19 protein-coding genes are annotated in these 19,630 nt (G+C 72.0%); 14 read left to right on the plus strand and 5 right to left on the minus strand.

The features are described 5' to 3' along the window. Positions 1 to 19 precede the first annotated feature (19 nt). Positions 20 to 268 carry a glutaredoxin family protein gene (locus ACQP10_RS02485; RefSeq protein WP_179820562.1) on the minus strand — a complete coding sequence of 83 codons (249 nt, stop codon included), beginning with the start codon at positions 266 to 268 and terminating at the stop codon, positions 20 to 22. A gap of 338 nt (positions 269 to 606) precedes the next feature. On the opposite strand from ACQP10_RS02485, the gene ACQP10_RS02490 reads away from it, so the two are divergent. From ACQP10_RS02490 to ACQP10_RS02515, 6 genes are all read left to right on the plus strand, one after another. After that, entirely contained in the window at positions 607 to 1,314 is a 708-nt protein-coding gene (locus tag ACQP10_RS02490) for a redox-sensing transcriptional repressor Rex (RefSeq protein ID WP_346017934.1), read from the plus strand. Between the two features lie 97 nt (positions 1,315 to 1,411). Beyond that, entirely contained in the window at positions 1,412 to 2,716 is a 1,305-nt protein-coding gene (locus tag ACQP10_RS02495) for a glutamyl-tRNA reductase (RefSeq protein WP_346017933.1), read from the plus strand. Further along, complete coding sequence (gene hemC / locus ACQP10_RS02500) at positions 2,683 to 3,633, plus strand: hydroxymethylbilane synthase (protein WP_179820554.1); 951 nt, start codon at positions 2,683 to 2,685, stop codon at positions 3,631 to 3,633. Before ACQP10_RS02495 ends, hemC begins: the two co-directional genes overlap by 34 nt. After that, a complete protein-coding gene (locus ACQP10_RS02505) occupies positions 3,630 to 5,210 on the plus strand; it encodes a uroporphyrinogen-III synthase (protein WP_346017932.1) in 1,581 nt (526 codons plus the stop codon). The genes hemC and ACQP10_RS02505 overlap by 4 nt, the downstream gene beginning before the upstream one ends. 129 nt (positions 5,211 to 5,339) lie before the next feature. Beyond that, entirely contained in the window at positions 5,340 to 6,326 is a 987-nt protein-coding gene (gene hemB / locus ACQP10_RS02510) for a porphobilinogen synthase (RefSeq protein WP_433540798.1), read from the plus strand. A 265-nt stretch (positions 6,327 to 6,591) separates the two neighbouring features. Continuing rightward, a complete protein-coding gene (locus tag ACQP10_RS02515) occupies positions 6,592 to 7,233 on the plus strand; it encodes a bifunctional DNA primase/polymerase (RefSeq protein ID WP_433540799.1) in 642 nt (213 codons plus the stop codon). Positions 7,234 to 7,368: 135 nt separating this feature from the next. Here the strand turns inward: ACQP10_RS02515 and ACQP10_RS02520 are convergent, their stop codons facing one another. Both ACQP10_RS02520 and hemL read right to left on the minus strand, forming a co-directional pair. Further along, complete coding sequence (locus ACQP10_RS02520; RefSeq protein ID WP_346017929.1) at positions 7,369 to 8,547, minus strand: TerC/Alx family metal homeostasis membrane protein; 1,179 nt, start codon at positions 8,545 to 8,547, stop codon at positions 7,369 to 7,371. A gap of 793 nt (positions 8,548 to 9,340) precedes the next feature. Next, positions 9,341 to 10,636 carry a glutamate-1-semialdehyde 2,1-aminomutase gene (gene hemL / locus ACQP10_RS02525; RefSeq protein WP_179820533.1) on the minus strand — a complete coding sequence of 432 codons (1,296 nt, stop codon included), beginning with the start codon at positions 10,634 to 10,636 and terminating at the stop codon, positions 9,341 to 9,343. Between the two features lie 706 nt (positions 10,637 to 11,342). Between hemL and ACQP10_RS02530 the strand changes: the two genes are divergently transcribed. The 6 genes from ACQP10_RS02530 (at position 11,343) to ccsB (ending at position 17,336) form a co-directional block, all read left to right on the plus strand. Next, on the plus strand, positions 11,343 to 12,248 hold the full coding sequence (locus ACQP10_RS02530) for a LysR family transcriptional regulator (RefSeq protein WP_346017927.1): 906 nt from the start codon (positions 11,343 to 11,345) through the stop codon (positions 12,246 to 12,248). Positions 12,249 to 12,440: 192 nt separating this feature from the next. Continuing rightward, positions 12,441 to 13,079 carry a histidine phosphatase family protein gene (locus ACQP10_RS02535; RefSeq protein ID WP_179820523.1) on the plus strand — a complete coding sequence of 213 codons (639 nt, stop codon included), beginning with the start codon at positions 12,441 to 12,443 and terminating at the stop codon, positions 13,077 to 13,079. A 154-nt stretch (positions 13,080 to 13,233) separates the two neighbouring features. Next, positions 13,234 to 13,818, plus strand: coding sequence for a TlpA family protein disulfide reductase (locus tag ACQP10_RS02540; protein WP_389991866.1), 585 nt, complete (start codon positions 13,234 to 13,236; stop codon positions 13,816 to 13,818). A 30-nt stretch (positions 13,819 to 13,848) separates the two neighbouring features. Further along, on the plus strand, positions 13,849 to 14,583 hold the full coding sequence (locus tag ACQP10_RS02545; protein ID WP_433540800.1) for a cytochrome c biogenesis CcdA family protein: 735 nt from the start codon (positions 13,849 to 13,851) through the stop codon (positions 14,581 to 14,583). Positions 14,584 to 14,617: 34 nt separating this feature from the next. Continuing rightward, complete coding sequence (gene resB, locus ACQP10_RS02550) at positions 14,618 to 16,309, plus strand: cytochrome c biogenesis protein ResB (protein WP_346017924.1); 1,692 nt, start codon at positions 14,618 to 14,620, stop codon at positions 16,307 to 16,309. After that, complete coding sequence (gene ccsB, locus ACQP10_RS02555; RefSeq protein WP_346017923.1) at positions 16,299 to 17,336, plus strand: c-type cytochrome biogenesis protein CcsB; 1,038 nt, start codon at positions 16,299 to 16,301, stop codon at positions 17,334 to 17,336. The genes resB and ccsB overlap by 11 nt, the downstream gene beginning before the upstream one ends. Positions 17,337 to 17,462: 126 nt before the next feature. On the opposite strand, the gene ACQP10_RS02560 is transcribed toward ccsB, so the two are convergent. Then, entirely contained in the window at positions 17,463 to 17,756 is a 294-nt protein-coding gene (locus ACQP10_RS02560; protein WP_346017922.1) for a PLD nuclease N-terminal domain-containing protein, read from the minus strand. Between the two features lie 116 nt (positions 17,757 to 17,872). Between ACQP10_RS02560 and ACQP10_RS02565 the strand changes: the two genes are divergently transcribed. Next, positions 17,873 to 18,805, plus strand: coding sequence for a hypothetical protein (locus ACQP10_RS02565; protein WP_433540801.1), 933 nt, complete (start codon positions 17,873 to 17,875; stop codon positions 18,803 to 18,805). A gap of 11 nt (positions 18,806 to 18,816) precedes the next feature. Next, complete coding sequence (locus tag ACQP10_RS02570; RefSeq protein WP_179820507.1) at positions 18,817 to 19,056, plus strand: hypothetical protein; 240 nt, start codon at positions 18,817 to 18,819, stop codon at positions 19,054 to 19,056. 135 nt (positions 19,057 to 19,191) lie between these two features. On the opposite strand, the gene ACQP10_RS02575 is transcribed toward ACQP10_RS02570, so the two are convergent. Further along, positions 19,192 to 19,431 (minus strand): BldC family transcriptional regulator, encoded by a 240-nt coding sequence (locus ACQP10_RS02575; protein WP_179820504.1) that lies wholly within the window; start codon positions 19,429 to 19,431, stop codon positions 19,192 to 19,194. Positions 19,432 to 19,630 lie beyond the last annotated feature (199 nt).

Consider the following 19,630-nt stretch of genomic DNA (forward strand, 5'->3'; position numbering starts at 1 on the left):
CCGGCGGGCCGGCCGTCCCTCAGGAGGCCAGCGCGGCGCGCAGCCTGGCCTCGTCGACACGCCAGAAGTCGTGCTGCACGCCGTCGACCAGTGTGACCGGGATCATCTCCCAGTACTTCTCCTGGTCCTCGGCGGAGGCGGTGATGTCGCGCTCCTCCCAGGGGACGCCCAGCTCCGTGGCGACCCGCTCGATCACCGCCCGGGCGTCGTCGCACAGGTGACAGCCGGGCTTGCCGAGCAGGGTGATGCGGTGGTCCTGCGGTGCCATGGCAGCCACCGTAGCCGAGCCGTACGGCGGTGCCGCGATCGGCGTGCCCCGCCGCGCGCCCGGAGGCGCCGCCCCGGAGGAACGCCCGGGACGCCCGAAGACGCCGTCCCGGAGAAAAGCCCGGAATGCCCGCCGGACTCCGGACACCGCAGGACGTTCAAGGACGCCGCAGGACATTTGGGGGCATCGATGACATCAGGGCCGCACGAGCGCGGATGCGTGAAGTTTCACTTTGTGCATCGCTTCACAAAGGGACTAACCTGAAAGACAGTGGCCTCACCTCGTCATCCGCCGCGTTCCGGCCGCGCCGGTCGCCTGTCCCCCTGGAGCTCCGGCACGTGATCCGCCGTCCGTCCCACGCTCGCGAACGCGGCATACCCGAGGCGACCGTCGCCAGGCTGCCGCTCTACCTGCGAGCCCTCAACGGCATGTCCGAGAGGGGCCTGGCCACGGTGAGCTCCGAGGATCTCGCGTCGGCGGCCGGGGTGAACTCCGCCAAGCTCCGCAAGGACCTGTCGCACCTGGGCTCCTACGGCACCCGCGGGGTCGGATACGACGTCGAGTACCTCATCTACCAGATATCCCGTGAGCTGGGTCTCACCCAGGACTGGGCCGTGGCCATCGTCGGAGTGGGTAACCTCGGTCGTGCGCTCGCCAACTACGGCGGGTTCGTTTCCCGTGGCTTCCGGGTCGCCGCCCTCTTCGACGCCGACCCCGAAGTGGTGGGCGACCACATCGCGGGATTGAATGTGGAGCACATCGACGATCTGGAGACCGTCATCAGGCGGCGGGGAGTGTCGATCGTGGTGCTCGCGACGCCGGCGGCGGCCGCCCAGCAGGTGGCCGACAGGGTCATCGCCGCCGGGGTCACCAGCATCCTGAACTTCGCCCCCGTCGTGCTCACGGTGCCCGAGGGCGTCGATATCCGTAAAGTCGATCTATCAATTGAACTTCAGATCCTCGCGTTCCACGAGCAGCGCAAGACGGATCGGATGAGTGGGGGACCCGCGATGGCCGAGGAGTGGCCCGAGGCGGTGGACTTGTGAACGGCGGACCAGGAAGGCCCCGGAGGCACGGCATCGCCCGGGCGGGCGCGGACACCGCGGCCGGCCGACGCCGGCCGGTGAGGGAGGTCGAGACCCGGTGAGTGTTCTCGTCGTCGGTCTGAGCCACCGCACGGCTCCCGTGGCACTGCTCGAACGGGTGTCGGTCACCGGTGACGCACTGGTGAAGCTGCTTCACGACGTCCAGCGCGACCCCGCCGTGGCCGAGGCGATGGTGGTCTCCACCTGCAACCGGGTCGAGGTCTACGCCGTCGTCGACCGGTTCCACACCGCGGTCAACGGGCTGTCGGAGCTGCTCGGCGTCCACTCCGGCGTCCCGCTCGACCAGCTCTCGGCCCACCTGTACGTGCACTACGAGGACCGTGCCGTCGAGCACCTGTTCTCGGTCGCCGCCGGGCTCGACTCGATGGTCCTGGGCGAGGGGCAGATCCTCGGGCAGGTCCGCTCGGCCCTGCGGCTCGCCCAGGAGGAGGGCACGCTCGGCGCGACGCTCAACGAGCTCGTCCAGCAGGCGCTCCGGGTGGGCAAGCGGTCCCACGCCGAGACCGGCATCGACCGGGCGGGCGCGTCCCTGGTGGGCGTGGGCCTCACCCTGGCCGGACGGGTGCTCGGCTCGATCGGGGACCGCACGGCGCTGGTCGTCGGAGCCGGCTCGATGAGCTCCCTGTCGGCCGCGACCCTGCAGCGGGCGGGCGTCACCGACATCGTGGTGGTCAACCGCACCCACGAGCGCGCCGTACGGCTGGCACAGGCGGTCGGCGGCCGGGCCGCCGAGTTCGGCGAGCTGGCGGCCGAGCTGGCCCGCGCCGACCTGGTGATCTCGTGCACCGGCGCCACCGACCTGGTCATCACCGCCGACATGGTCCCGGCCAGGGAGATGTTCCTGCTGGACCTCGCGCTGCCGCGGGACGTCGATCCCGCGGTGCGGGACCTTCCCGGCGTCACCCTCGTCGACCTGGAGTCGATGCAGGACGGCACCGCCGACGCCGACACCGACGACGGCGGGCGCGCCGAGGCGATCGTCGCGGTGCGGGAGATCGTCGCCGAGGAGGTCGCGGCCTACCTGTCGGCCGAGCGGGCCTCGCGGGTCACCCCGACCGTGGTCGCGCTGCGCAGCAAGGCCGCCGACGTGGTGGAGGCGGAGCTCGGACGGCTCGTCTCCAGGCTCCCGGAGCTCGACGGGCGGGCCAGGGACGAAGTCACCCAGACGATCAGGCGCGTGGTCGACAAGCTGCTCCACGAGCCCACCGTGCGTGTCAAACAGCTCGCGCAGTCCCCGGCGGGAGATCATTATGCCGAGGCGCTGCGCGAGCTGTTCAACCTGGACCCGAAGGTCCCCGCCGCAGTGAGATGCGCAGAGGTCGAGAAGGAGGTGGGCAGGTGAGCGACGTTTCCTCCCCGCTCAGGATGGGGACGCGCCGTAGCCTCATGGCGACGACCCAGTCCGGCCTGGTCGCCGACCGGCTCACCGCGCTGACCGGCCGGCCCGTCGAGCTCGTCGGCGTCACCACCTTCGGCGACGTGTCCAGGGCCAACCTCACCCAGCTCGGCGGGACGGGCGTCTTCGTCAGCGCGCTGCGCGACAAGCTGATCGATGGCGAGATCGACTTCGCGGTCCACTCGCTCAAGGACCTGCCCACCACGCAGGACCCGCGGGTGACCATCGCCGCCATCCCGCCGCGCGACGACCCCAGGGACGCGCTGGTCGGCACGGCGAAGCTCGCCGACCTCCCGCCCGGCGCGAAGATCGGCACCGGCTCCCCCCGCAGGATCGCCCAGCTGCGGCTGCTTCGCCCCGACCTGGAATACGTCCCCATCAGGGGAAACGCCGAGACCCGGATCGGCAAGGTGACCTCCGGTGAGCTGCACGGCGTCGTGCTGGCCGCCGCCGGGCTCGGCCGGCTGGGCCGCGAGTCGGAGATCTCCCAGATCTTCGAAGTCGAGGAGATGCTCCCCGCGCCCGGGCAGGGCGCGCTGGCCGTGGAGTGCCGGTCCGACCGGGCCGACCTCATCGAGTTCCTCGGCGTGCTCGACGACGCCGCGACCCGGGCCGCGGTGACCGCCGAGCGGGCCGTGCTCGCCGCCCTGGAGGCGGGATGCGCCGCGCCGGTCGGGGCGTACTCCGCCCACCAGGGGGAACAACTCATTCTTACCGCCGCTGTCGTCGCCGTGGACGGCAGCCGCGCGGTGCGCAAGTCCACCGCCGGAGACCCTTCGGCGTCCGCGAACCTCGGTCGCGACCTCGCCTCCGAGATGATCGCCGAAGGGGCCGGCACGTTGATAGGGGAGCAAGCACATTGAGCTCCGGAAGTACCGCCTTCGAGAGCCCCGCGGGCTTCGTCGCCTTCGTGGGCGCCGGGCCCGGTGACGAGGGCCTGCTCACGCTCCGCGGCGCCGACCTGCTCTCGAAGGCCGACCTCGTCGTGCTCGACCGGGAGGCCTACGGCGCGCTGCTGCGTCACTGCCGCCCGGAGGCCGAGGTCGTGGACGCCGCCGAAGAGGGCGCCGTCTCGCTGCGGGCCGTCACGGCGGCCAAGGACGGCCGCCGCGTCGTGCGCCTGTGCGCCGGCGACCCGATGTTCTTCTCCTCGATCACCGACGAGGTCACGGCCTGCGCGAAGGCGGAGGTGGAATTCGAGATCGTGCCGGGCGTGCCCCCGGCCACGGCGGTGCTGACCTACGCGGGCATCCCCGCGGCGGTGTCGGTACCGGAGTTCCGGGTCGTGGACGCCACCCAGGTCGAGGACTGGTCCGCCCACGCGGCCGGCGCCGGCACCCTGGTGATCTACAACGGCGTCACCGAGGCCGTCCCGATCGCCAAGGCGCTCATCGCGGCCGGCCGCCCCGACTCCACCCCGGTCGCCGTCAGCGGCGCGGGCACCACCACCGAGCAGTACACCGTGGTGAGCACCCTCGGCCGGATCGGCCCCGACCTGAAGCACGCCGGGGTGACCGAACCCGCCCTGATCGTGGTCGGCGAGGCCGTCGGCATGCGCGACCGGCTGTCGTGGTTCGAGACCAAGCCGCTGTTCGGCTGGCGGGTGCTGGTGCCGCGCACCAAGGAGCAGTCGGCCGCCCTGGTCGAGCAGCTCCACTCCTACGGCGCCGTGCCCGAGGAGGTTCCCACGATCTCCGTCGAGCCGCCGCGCACCCCGCAGCAGATGGACCGGGCGATCAAGGGGCTGGTCACCGGCCGCTACGAGTGGGTGGCGTTCACCAGCTCCAACGCGGTCAAGGCGGTCCGCGAGAAGTTCGAGGAGTACGGCCTGGACGCCCGCGCGTTCGCCGGGCTCAAGGTCGCGGCGGTGGGTGAGGCCACCGCCAGGGCGCTCGTGGCGTTCGGCGTCAAGCCCGACCTGGTGCCGTCCGGGGAGCAGTCCTCGGAGGGCCTGCTCGCCGAGTGGCCGCCGTACGACTCCATGCTCGACCCGATCAACCGGGTCCTGCTGCCCCGCGCCGACATCGCCACCGAGACGCTGGTGGCCGGGCTCACCGAGCTCGGCTGGGAGTGCGACGACGTGACCGCCTACCGGACCGTCCGCGCGGCGCCGCCGCCCGCGCCGATCCGGGAGGCCATCAAGGGCGGCGGGTTCGACGCGGTGCTGTTCACCTCGTCGAGCACCGTGCGCAACCTGGTGGGCATCGCGGGCAAGCCGCACAACGTCACGGTCATCGCGGTGATCGGCCCGCAGACCGCCAAGACGGCCGAGGAGTTCGGCCTGCGCGTCGACGTCATGGCCGACAGGCCCTCCACGTCGGCCCTGGCGGCCGCACTGGCCGAGTACGGCGCCAAGCAGCGGCAGGCCGCCGTCGGGGCCGGAGACGTCCCCCGCAGGCCCTCCCAGACCCGGAGGGGAGCCCGGCGCCGCGCCAAATAGACTGGGAACCGTGCCGCGAACGCCGCCCGCAGACCGGGGCGTCCGCGGTGGCTTTCGCGTTTCCAGCGGGCTGAAACCACACGTGTCCCCCGGCTCCTCGATCCTTGCGGCCGGGGAGAGGGAGGACCCATGACCGCCCAGTTCCCGGTCGCGCGTCCCCGCCGGCTCCGCCGTAACCCGGCGATGCGGCGGATGGTCGCGGGGACCAGGCTGCACCCGGCGGAGCTCGTGCTGCCGCTGTTCGTCAAGGAGGGCATCGATCGGCCGAGCCCGATCGCCTCGATGCCGGGGGTGTTCCAGCACACCCGCGACTCGCTGCGCAAGGCCGCCCACGAGGCGGCCGAGGCGGGCGTCGGCGGCCTCATCCTCTTCGGCATCCCCGCGGTGAAGGACGCCCGGGGCTCGGCGGCCGACGACCCCGACGGGATCGTCCAGAAGGCCGTCGCCGACCTGGTCTCCGAGGTCGGCGACACGATGGTCGTGATGACCGACACCTGCCTGGACGAGTTCACCGACCACGGCCACTGCGGCATCCTGACCCCCGACGGCGAGGTCGACAACGACTCCACCCTGGAGCGCTACGCCGCCGCGGCGGTGGCCCAGGCCCGCGCCGGATCGCAGTTCATCGCGCCCAGCGGCATGATGGACGGCCAGGTCGCCGCGATCCGCGCGGCCCTCGACTCCGAGGGCTTCCAGCAGGTCCCGATCATGGCCTACTCGGTGAAGTACGCCTCGGCCTTCTACGGGCCGTTCCGCGACGCGGCCGAGTGCGCGCCGCAGTTCGGCGACCGCAGTGCCTACCAGCAGGACGCGGCCGGGCCGGTCGGCGAGGCGCTGCGCGAGGTGCGGCTCGACCTCGCCGAGGGCGCCGACGCCGTGATGGTCAAGCCCGCGCTCGCCTACCTCGACATCCTGCGCCAGGTGCGCGACACGGTGGACGTGCCGGTGGCGGCCTACCAGGTCAGCGGCGAGTACGCCATGGTCGAGGCCGCCGCGGCGAACGGCTGGATCGACCGCGACCGCGCCATCATGGAGTCGCTGACCGCGATCCGCCGGGCCGGGGCCGACACGATTCTCACCTACTGGGCGACGGAAGTGGCGCGCAAGCTCCGGTGAGACCCGCCCGGCGAGGCCGGTGGGAGAGGCACGCGGGCTTCGGCGGAACCGGTGGGAGCGCCCTGTGACGCTGGGTGAGACCAGCGGCACATCGTGAGAACTGGGAGTTTGTCGCTTCGCTGTGGGGCGCGTGCGTTAGAGTGCGAGAACCGGTGCGGATGTGTCCCAGGTGGTGTAGACCCTGGCTGTCTGACTTCTCTTGCTCACCAGAATGTGGATATGTCCTCATCCGGGGGGTGCGAGTATGGCGAAGACGGAGGACACAATGGTGGGGGTACCACGGACTCGTCGCAGCAAACGACGTGCTCATCCGAAGCAGACGATCAGTTCGGTGCTGGAGTACGCCTCCCTGGGCTGGGCGAGCTGTCCCGGGGCCCGGCCGATGCCCGCCGGCCCCCGCGCGTGTTCCTGTGACCGCGTCGGCTGCCCCGACCCGGGCGCCCACCCGCTCTCCCGGGCCTGGCAGATCCAGGCGACCACCGACCCGGCCCAGCTGTCCCACTGGTGGCGGCACGAGCCCGAGGCGAACGTGATCCTGCCCACGGGGCGTGTCTTCGACGTCTTCGACGTACCCGCCGCCGGGGGCCTCGCGGCCCTCACCGCCATGGAGTCCAGCGGATTCATCCCGGGCCCGGTCGCCGTCTGCGGCGACCGGGTCCTTTTCTTCGTGGCCACCCGCAACGTCGCCGAGGACGAGGACGAGTGGTGGTCCTGCCCGCTCGACTACGGCCCCTCGACGATCGACGAGATGCCCGGACTGCGCTGGCACTGCCGCGACAGCTACGTCCTCGCCCCGCCCTCCACCCTCCCGAACGGCCAGACGGTCTCCTGGCTGCGCTCCCCGGACGGCCGCCCGCTGCCCGACCCGCTCCAGGTCCTCGACCGCCTCGCAGACGTCTGCGACTGACGGCCCCGCGCCCCGCACGGCCGCGTTCCTCTGTACGGCCTCACCCTTCGTACGGTCCCGCAGTCCGTACGGTCCGTCCCGTGTACGGTCCCGTACCGGTGCGTTCCCGCACCGGTGCGGTTCCGTGTCCGGCGCCTACTGTGAGGCGGCGGCTCTGGCGTCGCGGCGGTTGGCGTGGACGCTGGTGAGGGTGACGACGGCCAGGACCACGACGATGACCCCCAGCGAGAGCGGGGTGGGCACCTCCGGCACCCACGTCCAGACGCCGTGCGCCCAGTGCAGGACCAGCTTGATCCCGATGAAGGCCAGGATGACGCCGAGCCCGTGGTTGAGGTGGCGCAGCTTCGCCAGGACGCCCAGCAGCACGAAGTAGAGAGCGCGCAGGCCCAGCAGGGCGAAGGCGTTGGTGGCGAAGACGATGAAGGGGTCCTCGGTCACGCCGTACACCGCCGGCACCGAGTCGACGGCGAAGACGATGTCGGTGGCGAAGACGGCCACGATGGCCAGCGCGAGCGGGGTGAGGGCGCGGCGGCCGTTCTCGTGGACGACCAGCCGGGAGCCGCGGTAGTCGTCGGTGACCGGCATGAAGCGCCGCACCAGGCGGACCGCCCGCATCGACGACACGTCGACGTGCTGCTCCTTGTCGCTCAGCGCCTCCCGGATGATCTTCACGGCGGTGAAGATCAGGATCGCGCCGAACAGAAGAAACGCCCACGTGCCGCTCTGCAGGACGGCCGCCCCGAGCGCGATGAAGATCGCTCGCAGTACCAGGGCGCCGATGATGCCGTACAGCAGGACCCGCTGGGCCAGCGCGGTCGGGACCGCGAAGGCGGCCAGCAACAGCATGAACACGAACAGGTTGTCCACCGACAGCGACTTCTCCACCACGTAGCCGGTGAAGAACTCCACCGCCTGCCCGGAGCCGAAGGCCATCCAGAGGTAGACCCCGAAGAGCAAAGGCAGCGCCAGGTAGAAGACGGACCAGGCGACGGCCTCACGCATCCGCACCTCGTGCGGGCGCCGGGTCAGCACGAAATCCAGCGCCAGCAGCAACACGAGGACGGCGACGCTGATCCCCCACAGCTGCGGGGAACCGATCGTCTGGAGGCCCGCCGAGAGCGGATCGGCGCCGGACGGCGCGCCGGATGCTCCGAGGGCGGCGGCCTGCGGCGCGGTGGACGCCTCGAAGGCGTGGGCCGGGAGTGCGGCGGAAGCACCGAAAGCCGGGGCCGCGGTGGACGCCTCGAAGACGGTGGCCGCCGGGGACGCCACGGGTGGCGAGTGGACGGCGGGCATCGAGAGTACAGCGGACATGACGGGCATGGGACCTCCTCGAACGCGCTTGGTCGTCCGAGGTCTCCTTCACCCGCTTCGCGCGGGCGACCGCCCGGGGACGTCGTGGAACGTCCGTACTGACCGGGTCGGCTCTTGGGAAGTACTCCCCTCGCCACCCCAGAGTAGGGCACCCGCCCGGGACGACGCACTCCCCTCTGGTGGATCGGGACACGGAGGGTGGATTCACTGACGTGCCGCAGCGGGCGTTTCCCTGGTTCGGGCGGGCTGGTGGTTGCCGTGCTGGTCGTTTGTGCGTGCTGCGGTGGGTGTTCCGGCCGTTCGGGCTGGGGATTTTCCCGGTTTTTAGGGTGTTTCCCCAGTTTTAGGCGGGTCGGTGGTTGCCGGGCTGGTCGGGTGTGCGCGCTGCGGTGGGTGGGTGTTCCGGCCGGCGTTGTGGCCGGGCTCTGGTGTTTCCCGGCCTCCGGCCTGGCCTCGGGCGCGACGGTTGCTGGCGTTTTGAAGCCGGCCGGAACACCCACCCACCTCCGCGCCATACCTGGCCCGGCCGTACGGCCCGCCCGCCGCAGTCGCTTCCTTTCCGCCCGGCCCACGGCCCTCACCGCCGCTGAAGCGACCCGTTGCTCCTGGCTCAGGGCGGGCCGCCGTAGCCTTGCGGCCACACCGGCATCCACCACGGCCGCCTGGCCGTCCCGGTGCCCTTCCCGATCGACATCGACCTGGACGCGTAGAAGAGCCGCCTTCGACATCGGTCCGGCCTGCCTGCTCGACGGGATCGCCGCGCGGCCGGGTCGGGGCCGCTGACGGACGGCCCTCAGCCGGCCTGGGCGGCGGCCTTGGCGGCGAGGGGAAGGGCCTCGGCCACGCGGGTCAGGGCCTCGTCGTCGTGGGCGGCCGACAGGAACCACGCCTCGTAGGCCGACGGCGGCAGGTAGACGCCCTGGTCGAGCATGGCGTGGAAGAACGCGCGGTAGGCGGCGGTGTTCTGCGTCTGGGCCGTGGCGAAGTCCGTGACCCGATCCTCGGTGAAGAAGATCGAGAACAGGTTGCCGGCGCGCTGCAGGCGGTGCGGCACCCCGGCAGCGGCCAGGGCGTCGGCGGCGGCTCGGCCGATCACCAGGGCGGCGGCGTCGATCCGGTCGTAGACCTCGTCGTCGCAGCCGCGCAGGGTCGCCAGGCCCGCGGCGCAGGCCAGCGGGTTACCGGACAGCGTGCCCGCCTGGTAGACCGGGCCCTCCGGGGCGAGGTGGGCCATCACATCGGCCCGGCCGCCGAACGCCGCGGCCGGCAGCCCGCCGCCCATGACCTTGCCGAAGGTCATCAGGTCGGCGTCCACCGGGTCGAGGCCGTACCAGCCGGCCCCCGAGACGCGGAAGCCGGTGAGCACCTCGTCGATGATCAGCAGGGCCCCGTGCGCGGTGCACAGCTCGCGGAGCGTGGCGTTGAACCCGTCAAGGGGCGGGACGACGCCCATGTTGGCCGGGCACGCCTCGGTGATGACGCAGGCGATCTCGTCGCCGAAGGCGCTGAACGCCTCGGTCACCGCCTCGACGGAGTTGTAGGGCAGCACGACGGTGTCGGCGGCCGATGCGCCGGTGACGCCGGGGGTGTCGGGCAGACCGAAGGTGACCAGGCCGGACCCGGCCGAGGCGAGCAGGGCGTCGACGTGGCCGTGGTAGCAGCCGGCGAACTTGACGACCTTGGACCGGCCGGTGAAGCCGCGGGCCAGCCGTACGGCGGACATGGTGGCCTCGGTGCCGGAGCTGACCAGGCGGACCTTCTCCACCGGCGCGACCCGGTCGACGATCTCCTCGGCGAGCTCTACCTCGCCGGGCGTCGCCGTGCCGAAGGAGGTGCCGCCCGCCAGTGCCTCCTGCAGGGCCTCCACCACGGCCGGGTGGCGGTGGCCGAGGATCATCGGACCCCAGGAGCAGACGAGGTCCACGTAGCGGTTGCCGTCCGCGTCGGTGATGTAGGGGCCCTGACCGGACACCATGAAGCGGGGGGTCCCGCCGACGGCGCCGAAGGCCCGGACCGGGGAGTTGACACCTCCCGGGACGATCTCGCGGGCGCGGGCGAACAGGTCCTCGGACTTCTCAGTACGGCTCACGCCCTCCAGGGTAGTCACGCCCCGAGCCGCCTTCGCCGCCCCGGCCTCACTCGCCGGTTCATCCCTGCGCCTTCGCTTTCCAGGGCTGCTCCGAAGGGGAGCGACTACGGCGCCCGGCTTCGCGCTCTTCCCCACCGGTGTGGCCGCAAGCTGGGGCGACCCGCCCGGACGGGACGCTTCAGCGGCGGCGAGGACCGTGAGCCGCCGGAAAGTGAGCGACTACGGCGCCCGGCTCTGCGCTCTCCCCTGCCAGTGTGGCCGCAAGGCTACGGCGACCCGCCTCGGACGGGGAGACAGGAACGCTTCAGCGGCGGCGGGAACCATGGGCCGGGCGGAAAGGGAGCGACTACGGCGAGCGGGCCGTACGGCCGGGCCAGGTATGGCGCGGAGGTGGGTGGGTGTTCCGGCCGGCTTCAAAACGCCGGAAACCCTCGCGCCCGAGGCCAGGCCGAAGGCCGGTCGGAACCAGACAGCAACCACAACGCCGGCCGGAACACCCACCCACCGCAGCGCGCACACCCGACCAGCCCGGCAACCACCCACCCACCCAAACCCAGGGAAACGTCCCCCAAACGGGAAAAGCCCCAGACGGCGGCGAGGTCGACGGCCAGGAGGAGGTGGCTGGTTCTCCGCTTTTCATCGTTGCCCGCGCCAATAATTCAGGACAATCGAGACTTTCTTTCTAAATGGCTTTAGAATCGCTTACATGTTGGATCTCAACCGTCTCAAGGCCCTGCACGCCGTGGCGGTCTACGGCTCCGTGGGCGCCGCGGCCGAGGCGCTGATGGTGACCCCGTCGGCGGTCTCCCAGCAGCTCGCCAAGCTGGAGCGGGAGACCGGCGCGCCCCTGCTGGAGCGCAACGGGCGCGGTGTGCGGCTGACCGACGCGGCCGGGCTGCTCGCCGACCACGCCGGGCGCATCCTCGCGCTGGTGGAGACCGCCGAGGCCGACTTCGAGGCGCTGCGCGGGGAGGTCGTGGGACGGCTGTGCATCGGCGCCTTCCCCACGGCGGCCCGCGGCCTGATGCCCGGGGCGCTGCGGCTGCTGCAGAAGCGCCACCCCGACCTGCAGCTGCAGATGATGGAACGCGAGCCCGCACGGCAGATCCGTGAGGTGGCCCGGGGGGAGCTGGACCTCGCGCTGGCCCAGGACTGGTCGAACCGGCCGATGGCCATCCCCGAGGGGCTGTCGCGGGAGACGCTCCTCGATGACATCGCGGACGCGGCCCTGCCCGCGGCCCACCCGCTGGCCGGGCGGCCGGAGATCGAACTCGCCGACCTGTCCGGGGAGCGGTGGGTCAGCTCCTCGCCGGGCACCGTCTGCCACGACTGGCTGGTCCACACGCTGCGCGCGGCCGAGCTGGAGCCGGAGATCTCCTGCATGGCGGACGAGTACCCGACCCAGCTCGCCCTCGTCGCCGCCGGGCAGGGGTGCGCGATCATCCCGCGCCTCGGCCGCGACTTCCTGCCCGAGGGGGTGCGGATCATCCCGCTCCGGCCCAGACTGTCCCGCCGGGTCTATGCCCTGTGGCGTGCCGACGCGGCCCGCCGCCCGGCGATCCGGGCCGCCGTGGAAGCGCTCAAAGCCGTGGCCGCCGAACGCTGCGACTGAAGGCCGTCCCCGGGCGCCGTCGTGGACGACCGGGCGAAGGCCGTCGTCGCCGAGGCATGGCCGTCGGACGCCGCCGAAGCCGCCGAAACCGTGGTCGTCGGACGCCGCCGCCGAAGTCGCCGAAGCCGTGCTCCCGGGCGCGGTGGGGCGCCAGGTGGGGCGCGCCGTACGGATGGGTAGGCTGATGACACCATGGCCGAGACCACCATCGTTCATCTACTGCGCCACGGCGAGGTGCACAACCCCGCCAACGTCCTGTACGGCAGGCTGCCCGGCTTCCACCTCTCGGAGACCGGTGTGCAGATGGCCGAGACGGTCGCCAAGGCGATCGCCTCCCGCGACGTCGTCGCCCTGTTCTCCTCCCCGCTGGAGCGGGCCCAGGAGACCGCGGCCCCCCTGAGCGCCACCTTCGGGCTGGACGTCACGCTCGACGACCGGCTCATCGAGGCGGAGAACATCTTCGAGGGTCTGATGGTCGCGGGCGGCGACGGGATCTTCCGGAGCCCGAGCCGATACCGCTACCTGTGGAACCCGCTCCGCCCCTCCTGGGGCGAGCGTTACACCGACGTGGTCCGGCGGATGAAGGCGGCCATCGACACCGCCCGCGACGCGGCGCGCGGTCACGAGGCCGTGCTGGTCAGCCACCAGCTCCCGATCTGGATCATCCGCCTCGCGGCCGAGGGCAGGCGGTTGCCGCACGACCCGCGCCGCAGGCAGTGCGGTCTGGCCAGCCTCACCACCCTGTCCTTCGAGGGGAACCGTCTGACCAGCGTGGGCTACAGCGAGCCGGCCGGCGCACTCGTCCGGCGCCCCGCCGTACCGGGCGCGTGACACCCGCGGACGCGCTGCCAGGCAGATGACACGCGCCGGCGGGCGCGTGTCATCCGTGGACGCGCCCGCCGGACGCCCCACTGTGCCGGGGCGCGTGACCCCGCCGGTAGAGTGGCTGCTCTACCGGTTGTAGTACAGGGAGACCCCGCCACCGATGCGCGCAAAACTCTTCTTCGCTGCCGCGCTGTGCGCCGCCGTCGCCGTGTCCGTGTCCGGGTGCGCCGGGAACGAGGGGTCGCAGCCGCAGGCGGGCGACACCCGTTTCGTGGCCGGTGACGGCAAGATCACCATGTTCGACGCGGCCTCCCGCAAGGCCGCTCCCGCGGTGGAGGGGGAGACCCTGGACGGCGGCCGGGTCACGCTCGCCGCGCACCGGGGCAAGGTCGTGGTGCTGAACTTCTGGGCCTCCTGGTGCGCGCCCTGCCGGGCGGAGGCGCCGGTGCTCAAGGACATCGCGGCCAAGACCAAGGGCTCCGGCGTGGAGTTCCTGGGCATCGACTTCAAGGACCGCAAGGCCGACGCGCTGGCCTTCGAGCGGGGGCAGCAGACGGGCTACCCCAGCATCTTCGACCAGCCGGGAAAGATCGCGCTCTCCTTCCAGGGCACGGTGCCGCCCGCGGCGATCCCCTCGACGCTGATCATCGACCGTCAGGGCCGGATCGCCGCCCGCGCGCTCGGCGCGGTCAAGCACTCCGACCTGCTCGCGACGGTCACCAAGCTGAGCGATGAGTCACAGTGACCGGCGGCGGACCCGATGAACGCGGGTGTGATGAGCACTGACCTGGCCGGGACGGTGGCGGGCGGGTCGCTCGCCCTGGCGCTGCCGATCGCGGTGGCGGCGGGGCTGGTGTCCTTCCTGTCGCCGTGCGTGCTGCCGCTGGTGCCCGGCTACCTGTCGTACGTGACCGGGATGAGCGCCGACCCCCGGCGCGGCCGGATGGCCGGGGGCATAGCCCTGTTCGTCCTGGGGTTCGCCGCGGTGTTCGTGGCGGGCGGCGCGCTGTTCGGCGGGCTGGGCGCGGTGCTGCTCGGCAACGCCGGGATCATCACTCGGGTGCTGGGCGCGGTGACCGTCGTCATGGGCCTGGCGTTCATGGGCGCGATCCCCGGCCTGCAACGGGATCTCCGCATCCACCGGGCGCCGGCGGCGGGCCTGGCCGGGGCGCCGCTGCTCGGGGTGGTGTTCGGCCTGGGCTGGACACCCTGCATCGGCCCTACCCTGGGAGTGGTGCTGACCCTCGGGCTCAACGAGGGCAGCGCCGGGCGCGGCGCGCTGCTGGCGTTCGCCTACGCCCTGGGTCTCGGCCTGCCCTTCCTTCTGGCGGGCCTGGCCTACGGCAAGGCGCTGCGCACGTTCAAGGTCTTGCGCCGCCACTCACGGCTGATCACCCGGGTGGGCGGGGCCATGCTGGTCGCGGTCGGCCTGCTGCTGGTCACCGGGCTCTGGTCGGGGCTGATCGCGACGATGCAGACGTGGATCGGCGGATTCGAGCCGGTGATCTGATGAACCGGGCCGAGCGCGACGAAAGGGGGACGCGGTGAGCGAGACCGAACGGACCGGCCGGGCGGGCGTGGCCGTGGAGACGCCGTCTCCGGCCGAACAGAAGCCCGCCGTACGGCCGGCGTCGTTCGGCGTGGTGGCGTGGGCGCGGTGGTTCTGGCGCACGCTGACGTCGATGCGGACCGCGCTGATCCTGCTGTTCCTGTTCGCGCTGGCCTCGATCCCGGGATCGCTGTGGCCGCAGCGCGGCATCGCCGACGCCAGGGTCGCCCAGTACTTCCGCGACGATCCCGGGCTCGCCGAGTGGCTGGACCGCTTCTGGCTGTTCGACGTGTTCCGCGCGCCGTGGTTCGCCGCGATCTACCTCCTGCTGTTCATCTCCCTGATCGGCTGCGTGCTCCCCCGGGCCGCCGTCCACCTGCGCGAGCTGCGCAGGAAGCCGCCCGCGCCGCCGCGCAACCTCGTCCGGCTGCCGCATCACGCCTCCTTCGACGCCGGCCTGACCGTGGAGGAGGCGGCCGCGCGGCTGCGCAGCCGCCGCTACCGCGTCACGACCGGTCCCGGCTGGGTGTCGGCGGAGAAGGGGTACCTCCGTGAGACCGGCAACCTGATGTTCCACGTCGCGCTGGTCGGCATCCTGGTCGCCGTGGCCATGGGCGCGCTGTACGGCTATCGCGGCAACGTGCTGGTCGTGGAGGGGGAGGGGTTCTCCAACACGGTCGCCGCCTACGACCGCTACATCCCCGGCCAGCAGGTGAACGCCGAGTCGCTGGAGCCGTTCTCCTTCACCGTGGACGACTTCCAGGCCACCTACATCGCCCAGGGCGAGCGGCGCGGCCAGCCCCTGGACTACTCGGCCAGGCTCAAGGTCACCGACGCCCCCGGCGCGGCCGAGCGCGACTACGACCTCAAGGTCAACGAACCGCTGGACGTCAACGGCACGCTGACCTACCTGATCGACCACGGCTACGCGCCGACCTTCAAGGTCACGGACGGCAAGGGCCAGGTCGCCTACGACGGCCCGGTGCCGTGCCTGGTCGCCCAGCCGAGCACGTTCACCTCCGAGTGCACGATCAAGGTGCCGGACGCCCAGCCCCAGCAGCTCGGCATCCTCATGGGCTTCCTGCCGAGCGGTGTGCCGATGGGCGGCGAGTGGGTGTCGGTCTTCCCCGGCGCGGCCAACCCCCTGGCCCAGGTCTACGGCGTCTTCGCCGGTGACCTGGGGATGGGCAACGGCCGGCCGCAGTCGGTGTACCAGCTCGACCCGGAAAGCCTGAAGAAGATGAAGCCGCTGGTCATGAAGGCCGGCGAGCCGCCCGCGGGCCAGAAGCCCGACCTGCCCGGCGGAGCGGGGGCTCCGGTCACGCAGGCCGACCCGCTGGCCGTCGGCCAGAAGCTCGACCTGCCCGGAGGCGCGGGCTCGATCGAGTTCACCGGCGTCAAGGAGTGGGTGGCCCTGCAGATCACCCACGACCCGGGCCGGATGCCCGCGCTGGTCTTCTCGGCGCTGGCCGTCCTCGGTCTGGTGCTGTCCCTGACCGTCCGCCGCCGCAGGGTGTGGGTACGGGTGAAGAACGAGGCCGTGGCCACCGGGGAACCGGACAGGTCCGCGCCCGGCCTCCGGCACATCGAGGTGGGCGGTCTGACGCGCACCGAAGGCGGTGACTTCGGCGAGGAGTTCGCCGAGGTCGTCGCCGCCTTGAACCCAGGAGTTAAGGATGCCCGTTGAGAACAGCGGCCTCGCCGTACTGAGCGACCAGCTCGTCCTGGTGACGGTGCTGCTGTACGTCTTCGCAATGATCGGATACGCCCTGGACCTCGGCTTCGGCCGTCCCCGGTCCAGGGCGAGGGCCGCCGGGACGGAAGCAGGCGCCGACGTCGGGACGGAGGTCCCGGCCGACGCCGTGCTCGCCACGGTCGGCGGCGGTACGGCCTCGCCCGCAGTCGGAGCCGCCGGGCCCGCGGGGGCCTCCGTGGAGGCCGTGGAGGCCGCCGGGCGGGACGCCACCGCAGGGAAGGAGCCTCCGTCCTGGGCGTCGCGGGCCGGCACGGTCGCGGTGGTGCTCACCTGGCTGGGCTGGGCCGCGCACCTGTCGGCGATCCTCACCCGGGGCATATCGGTGAACCGGTGGCCGTGGGGCAACATGTACGAGTTCGTGGTCGCCATGTGCCTGGCGGCGGTGGCCGCGTTCCTGTTCATGGACCTGCGCTACCGGGTCCGCTTCCTCGGGGCGTTCGTCACGGTCGCCGCCGCCCTCGGGCTGGGCTTCTCCGTGAAGTACCTGGAGGTGCAGGCCGGCCCGGTGGTGCCGGCGCTCAACTCCTACTGGATCGCGATCCACGTGTCGGCGGCGATCATCGCCAGCGGCCTGTTCACCGTGGCCGGGGTCTGCGGCATCCTCTACCTCGTCCGCAAGGACACCGCGCTGCGGCTGCCGTCCCTTGAGGACCTGGACCGGATCGCGCACCGGGCGATCGTGATCTCCTTCCCGATCTGGACCTTCGCCGTCATCGCCGGCGCGCTCTGGGCCGACAAGGCGTGGGGCCGCTACTGGGGCTGGGACCCCAAGGAGGTGTGGGCGTTCATCACCTGGATCGCCTACGCCGCGTACCTGCACGCCCGCGCCACCGCCGGCTTCAAGGGCCGGGCCGCCATGATCGTGCAGCTCATCGCCTTCGGCTGCCTGCTGTTCAACCTCGTCGGAGTGAACGTCTTCATCGGCGGCCTGCACTCCTACGCGGAGGTGCCGGGCTGATCGGAGGGCGTCCGGGAAGAGCGTCCGTGACGGGGCGGTGCGGGGTGGTCCCGCGCCGCCCCGTCCGCGTTCCGGTGGTTCTACGGCCACCCGGCGGGTCGGTCCCGACCCGCCGGGCGCGGCGTCTCAGTCGTCGTCGCGCAGGCGCCGGTCGAGGTCGCGCAGGAAGTCGGGGTCGTCGTCCGGGCCCCGGGGGGCCTGCGGCCGCGGCGTGTCCCCGGGCAGGGAGACGCGGGGCGAGCGGGGACCGACCGGCCTGCCGAGCAGGAGCCAGAACACCCCGCCGGCCAGGGGGACCAGCACGATGATGATCACCCACAGCAGCTTGGGCAGGTTTCTCGCCTCCTCGTCCGGCGTGGTGATGGCGTCGAACAGGCAGTACAGCCACAGGGCGAGCAGTGCCAGCGCTAGCAAGGGCATGTTCCGCACTGTAGGCCATCACCGGTTCGGGTGAGGCAAGAGCCCGGTTTCGGATGACTGGTGAAGATCCACGTCGTACGGTGGGATCCGTTGCCACTTCCCCTGGAGGGCATGCGATGGCGAGTTCCGCCGACAAGGGCCGCCACCGGCGGCGCTGGTGGCAGAGCGGCCTGTCGTCCCGGCGCGTGGACGGCGGCGCCGGCAGGGCGCCGCGCGACGCTGGCCCGGCGCCGCGCGAGACGGGCCCGGTACGCGAGGCGGGGACGGCGCGCGAGACCGGCCCGGTGCGGGAGACGGGCGCGGTGCGCGAGGTGGGGGCCGGTCCCGAGCGCCGGGCCGGCACCGTGACGGCGACCGCGGCGGACCGCCCGCGCTACACCTGGCGCGACTTCGAGCTGGCGGACGAGCGGCCGAGGGCCCGGCCCAACCCGCCCGACGCCCCCGGCCTCGGCGACGGCCTGCGGCACTGCGGGCCCCTGGAGGCGATCCTGCACCGCCAGTGGGACTCCCGGGAGGGCCCGCCCTCCCCGGAGACGGTGCGGGCGGTGGAGAGCCTCGCCCGGCTGCCTGACAGGCTCAAGGAGAAGCTGGCCGAGGGGCTCACCGGGATCTACGTCGGCGAGGGCGGGGTGCCCGACCTGGACGACATGGGCTACCTGCGCGGCGCGGCGCTGCCGTCGGGCCGCGCCACCTGGGACGTCTGCGCCGGGGCGTACGGTGACCGCAAGGTGGTCGTGGGGGACCGGCCCTCGCCCACGCCCGACGTGATGATGCACGAGATCGGGCACGCCCTGGACGACGTGGACGCGCCCCATGACGACTGGGTGTCCGACTCGGCGGAGTTCGTCGCCCTCTACGAGCAGTGCGTGCCGGTGCTGGCCTCGGGCTTCCACCTGCAGGCGGGGGAGCTGGGGCGCCGGGAGTTCTTCGCGGACGCGTTCGCCGCCATCGCCTCCCGGCAGCGGCCGGCCCTGGTGGACATGCTCGGCGGCGACACGCGGATGGCGCTCAATGTCATGTTGTTCTTCAACCGGCGCTACGGAATCTAGGTGATCTGGGGATGTACGTCATCAGGCTCGCTGACGGGACTCTGCGCGTGCCGCAGAGCCTGTCCAGCGATGACGGGCGTCTGATCGGCAACGCGTACGTGGAGGTCTCGCCGGGGGACCCGGACTACGACCGCTGGCTGGCTGAGTCGCTCACCGAGGAGGAGTTCGCGCTCCGGCGGAGGCGCTGGCTGGAGGAGAACGACGAGCTGGAGCGGGAGTTCCTGGCCTTCAAGGCGGAACAGGAGGGGTGAGCGGCGGGCGTCCCGCCGCCTCGCGGGGCGCGGTCGGCGGGCCGGTTCGCCCGTGGGCCGCGCGACTCCATCGGCGATCCTGCGGCATTCCGGGTAAGGCGCGCAGGACCACCGATGAGGTGACGTCCTCAGTCGTCAGACGCGCGGGGTCTCGCCTGCCGGCCGTTCGGCCGTCAGTACGTCCTCTCCACGCAGAAGGGCGTGCACTTCCGACTCGCGGAACCGCCGGTGCCCTCCGGGGGTACGGATGCTGCTGATACGGCCTGCCGCGGCCCACCGCGTGACCGTCTTTGGGTCGACCCGGAAGAGGGCGGCGACCTCTCCGGGCGTCAGCAGACGCTCGCTGCTACTCTCCACAATCTCTCCCCCTCGCATCCCGCTTCCTGCCAGCGGGCGGACAGGTAACCAGTGTGCCGAGCGAAGTCTGATTTATCCGTGGTTTCTAACAAAGATCACGGGTTGTTACCGACTGACTGCCCGATTGTTATATGATAGAGCGTCTTTGACGCTCTCGTGGGTGTTTCTTTACAAAACTGATCTGTTGGGCACACTAGCAGTGCCCGTGCCCGGTGCG

The organism is Streptosporangium sandarakinum (assembly GCF_050942225.1).
In the GTDB taxonomy this organism is placed as follows: domain Bacteria; phylum Actinomycetota; class Actinomycetes; order Streptosporangiales; family Streptosporangiaceae; genus Streptosporangium; species Streptosporangium nondiastaticum.

Coding starts and splice junctions, on each gene's coding strand:
- ACQP10_RS02520 (WP_346017929.1), bottom strand. CDS start 8,547: ATGTCCGCTGTACTCTCGATGCCCGCCGTCCACTCGCCACCCGTGGCG.
- ACQP10_RS02535 (WP_179820523.1), top strand. CDS start 12,441: ATGGCCGAGACCACCATCGTTCATCTACTGCGCCACGGCGAGGTGCAC.
- ACQP10_RS02560 (WP_346017922.1), bottom strand. CDS start 17,756: ATGCCCTTGCTAGCGCTGGCACTGCTCGCCCTGTGGCTGTACTGCCTG.
- ACQP10_RS02485 (WP_179820562.1), bottom strand. CDS start 268: ATGGCACCGCAGGACCACCGCATCACCCTGCTCGGCAAGCCCGGCTGT.
- ccsB (WP_346017923.1), top strand. CDS start 16,299: ATGCCCGTTGAGAACAGCGGCCTCGCCGTACTGAGCGACCAGCTCGTC.
- ACQP10_RS02545 (WP_433540800.1), top strand. CDS start 13,849: ATGAGCACTGACCTGGCCGGGACGGTGGCGGGCGGGTCGCTCGCCCTG.
- ACQP10_RS02575 (WP_179820504.1), bottom strand. CDS start 19,431: ATGCGAGGGGGAGAGATTGTGGAGAGTAGCAGCGAGCGTCTGCTGACG.
- hemC (WP_179820554.1), top strand. CDS start 2,683: ATGCGCAGAGGTCGAGAAGGAGGTGGGCAGGTGAGCGACGTTTCCTCC.
- ACQP10_RS02515 (WP_433540799.1), top strand. CDS start 6,592: ATGGTGGGGGTACCACGGACTCGTCGCAGCAAACGACGTGCTCATCCG.
- ACQP10_RS02570 (WP_179820507.1), top strand. CDS start 18,817: ATGTACGTCATCAGGCTCGCTGACGGGACTCTGCGCGTGCCGCAGAGC.
- ACQP10_RS02540 (WP_389991866.1), top strand. CDS start 13,234: ATGCGCGCAAAACTCTTCTTCGCTGCCGCGCTGTGCGCCGCCGTCGCC.
- ACQP10_RS02530 (WP_346017927.1), top strand. CDS start 11,343: ATGTTGGATCTCAACCGTCTCAAGGCCCTGCACGCCGTGGCGGTCTAC.
- ACQP10_RS02565 (WP_433540801.1), top strand. CDS start 17,873: ATGGCGAGTTCCGCCGACAAGGGCCGCCACCGGCGGCGCTGGTGGCAG.
- hemB (WP_433540798.1), top strand. CDS start 5,340: ATGACCGCCCAGTTCCCGGTCGCGCGTCCCCGCCGGCTCCGCCGTAAC.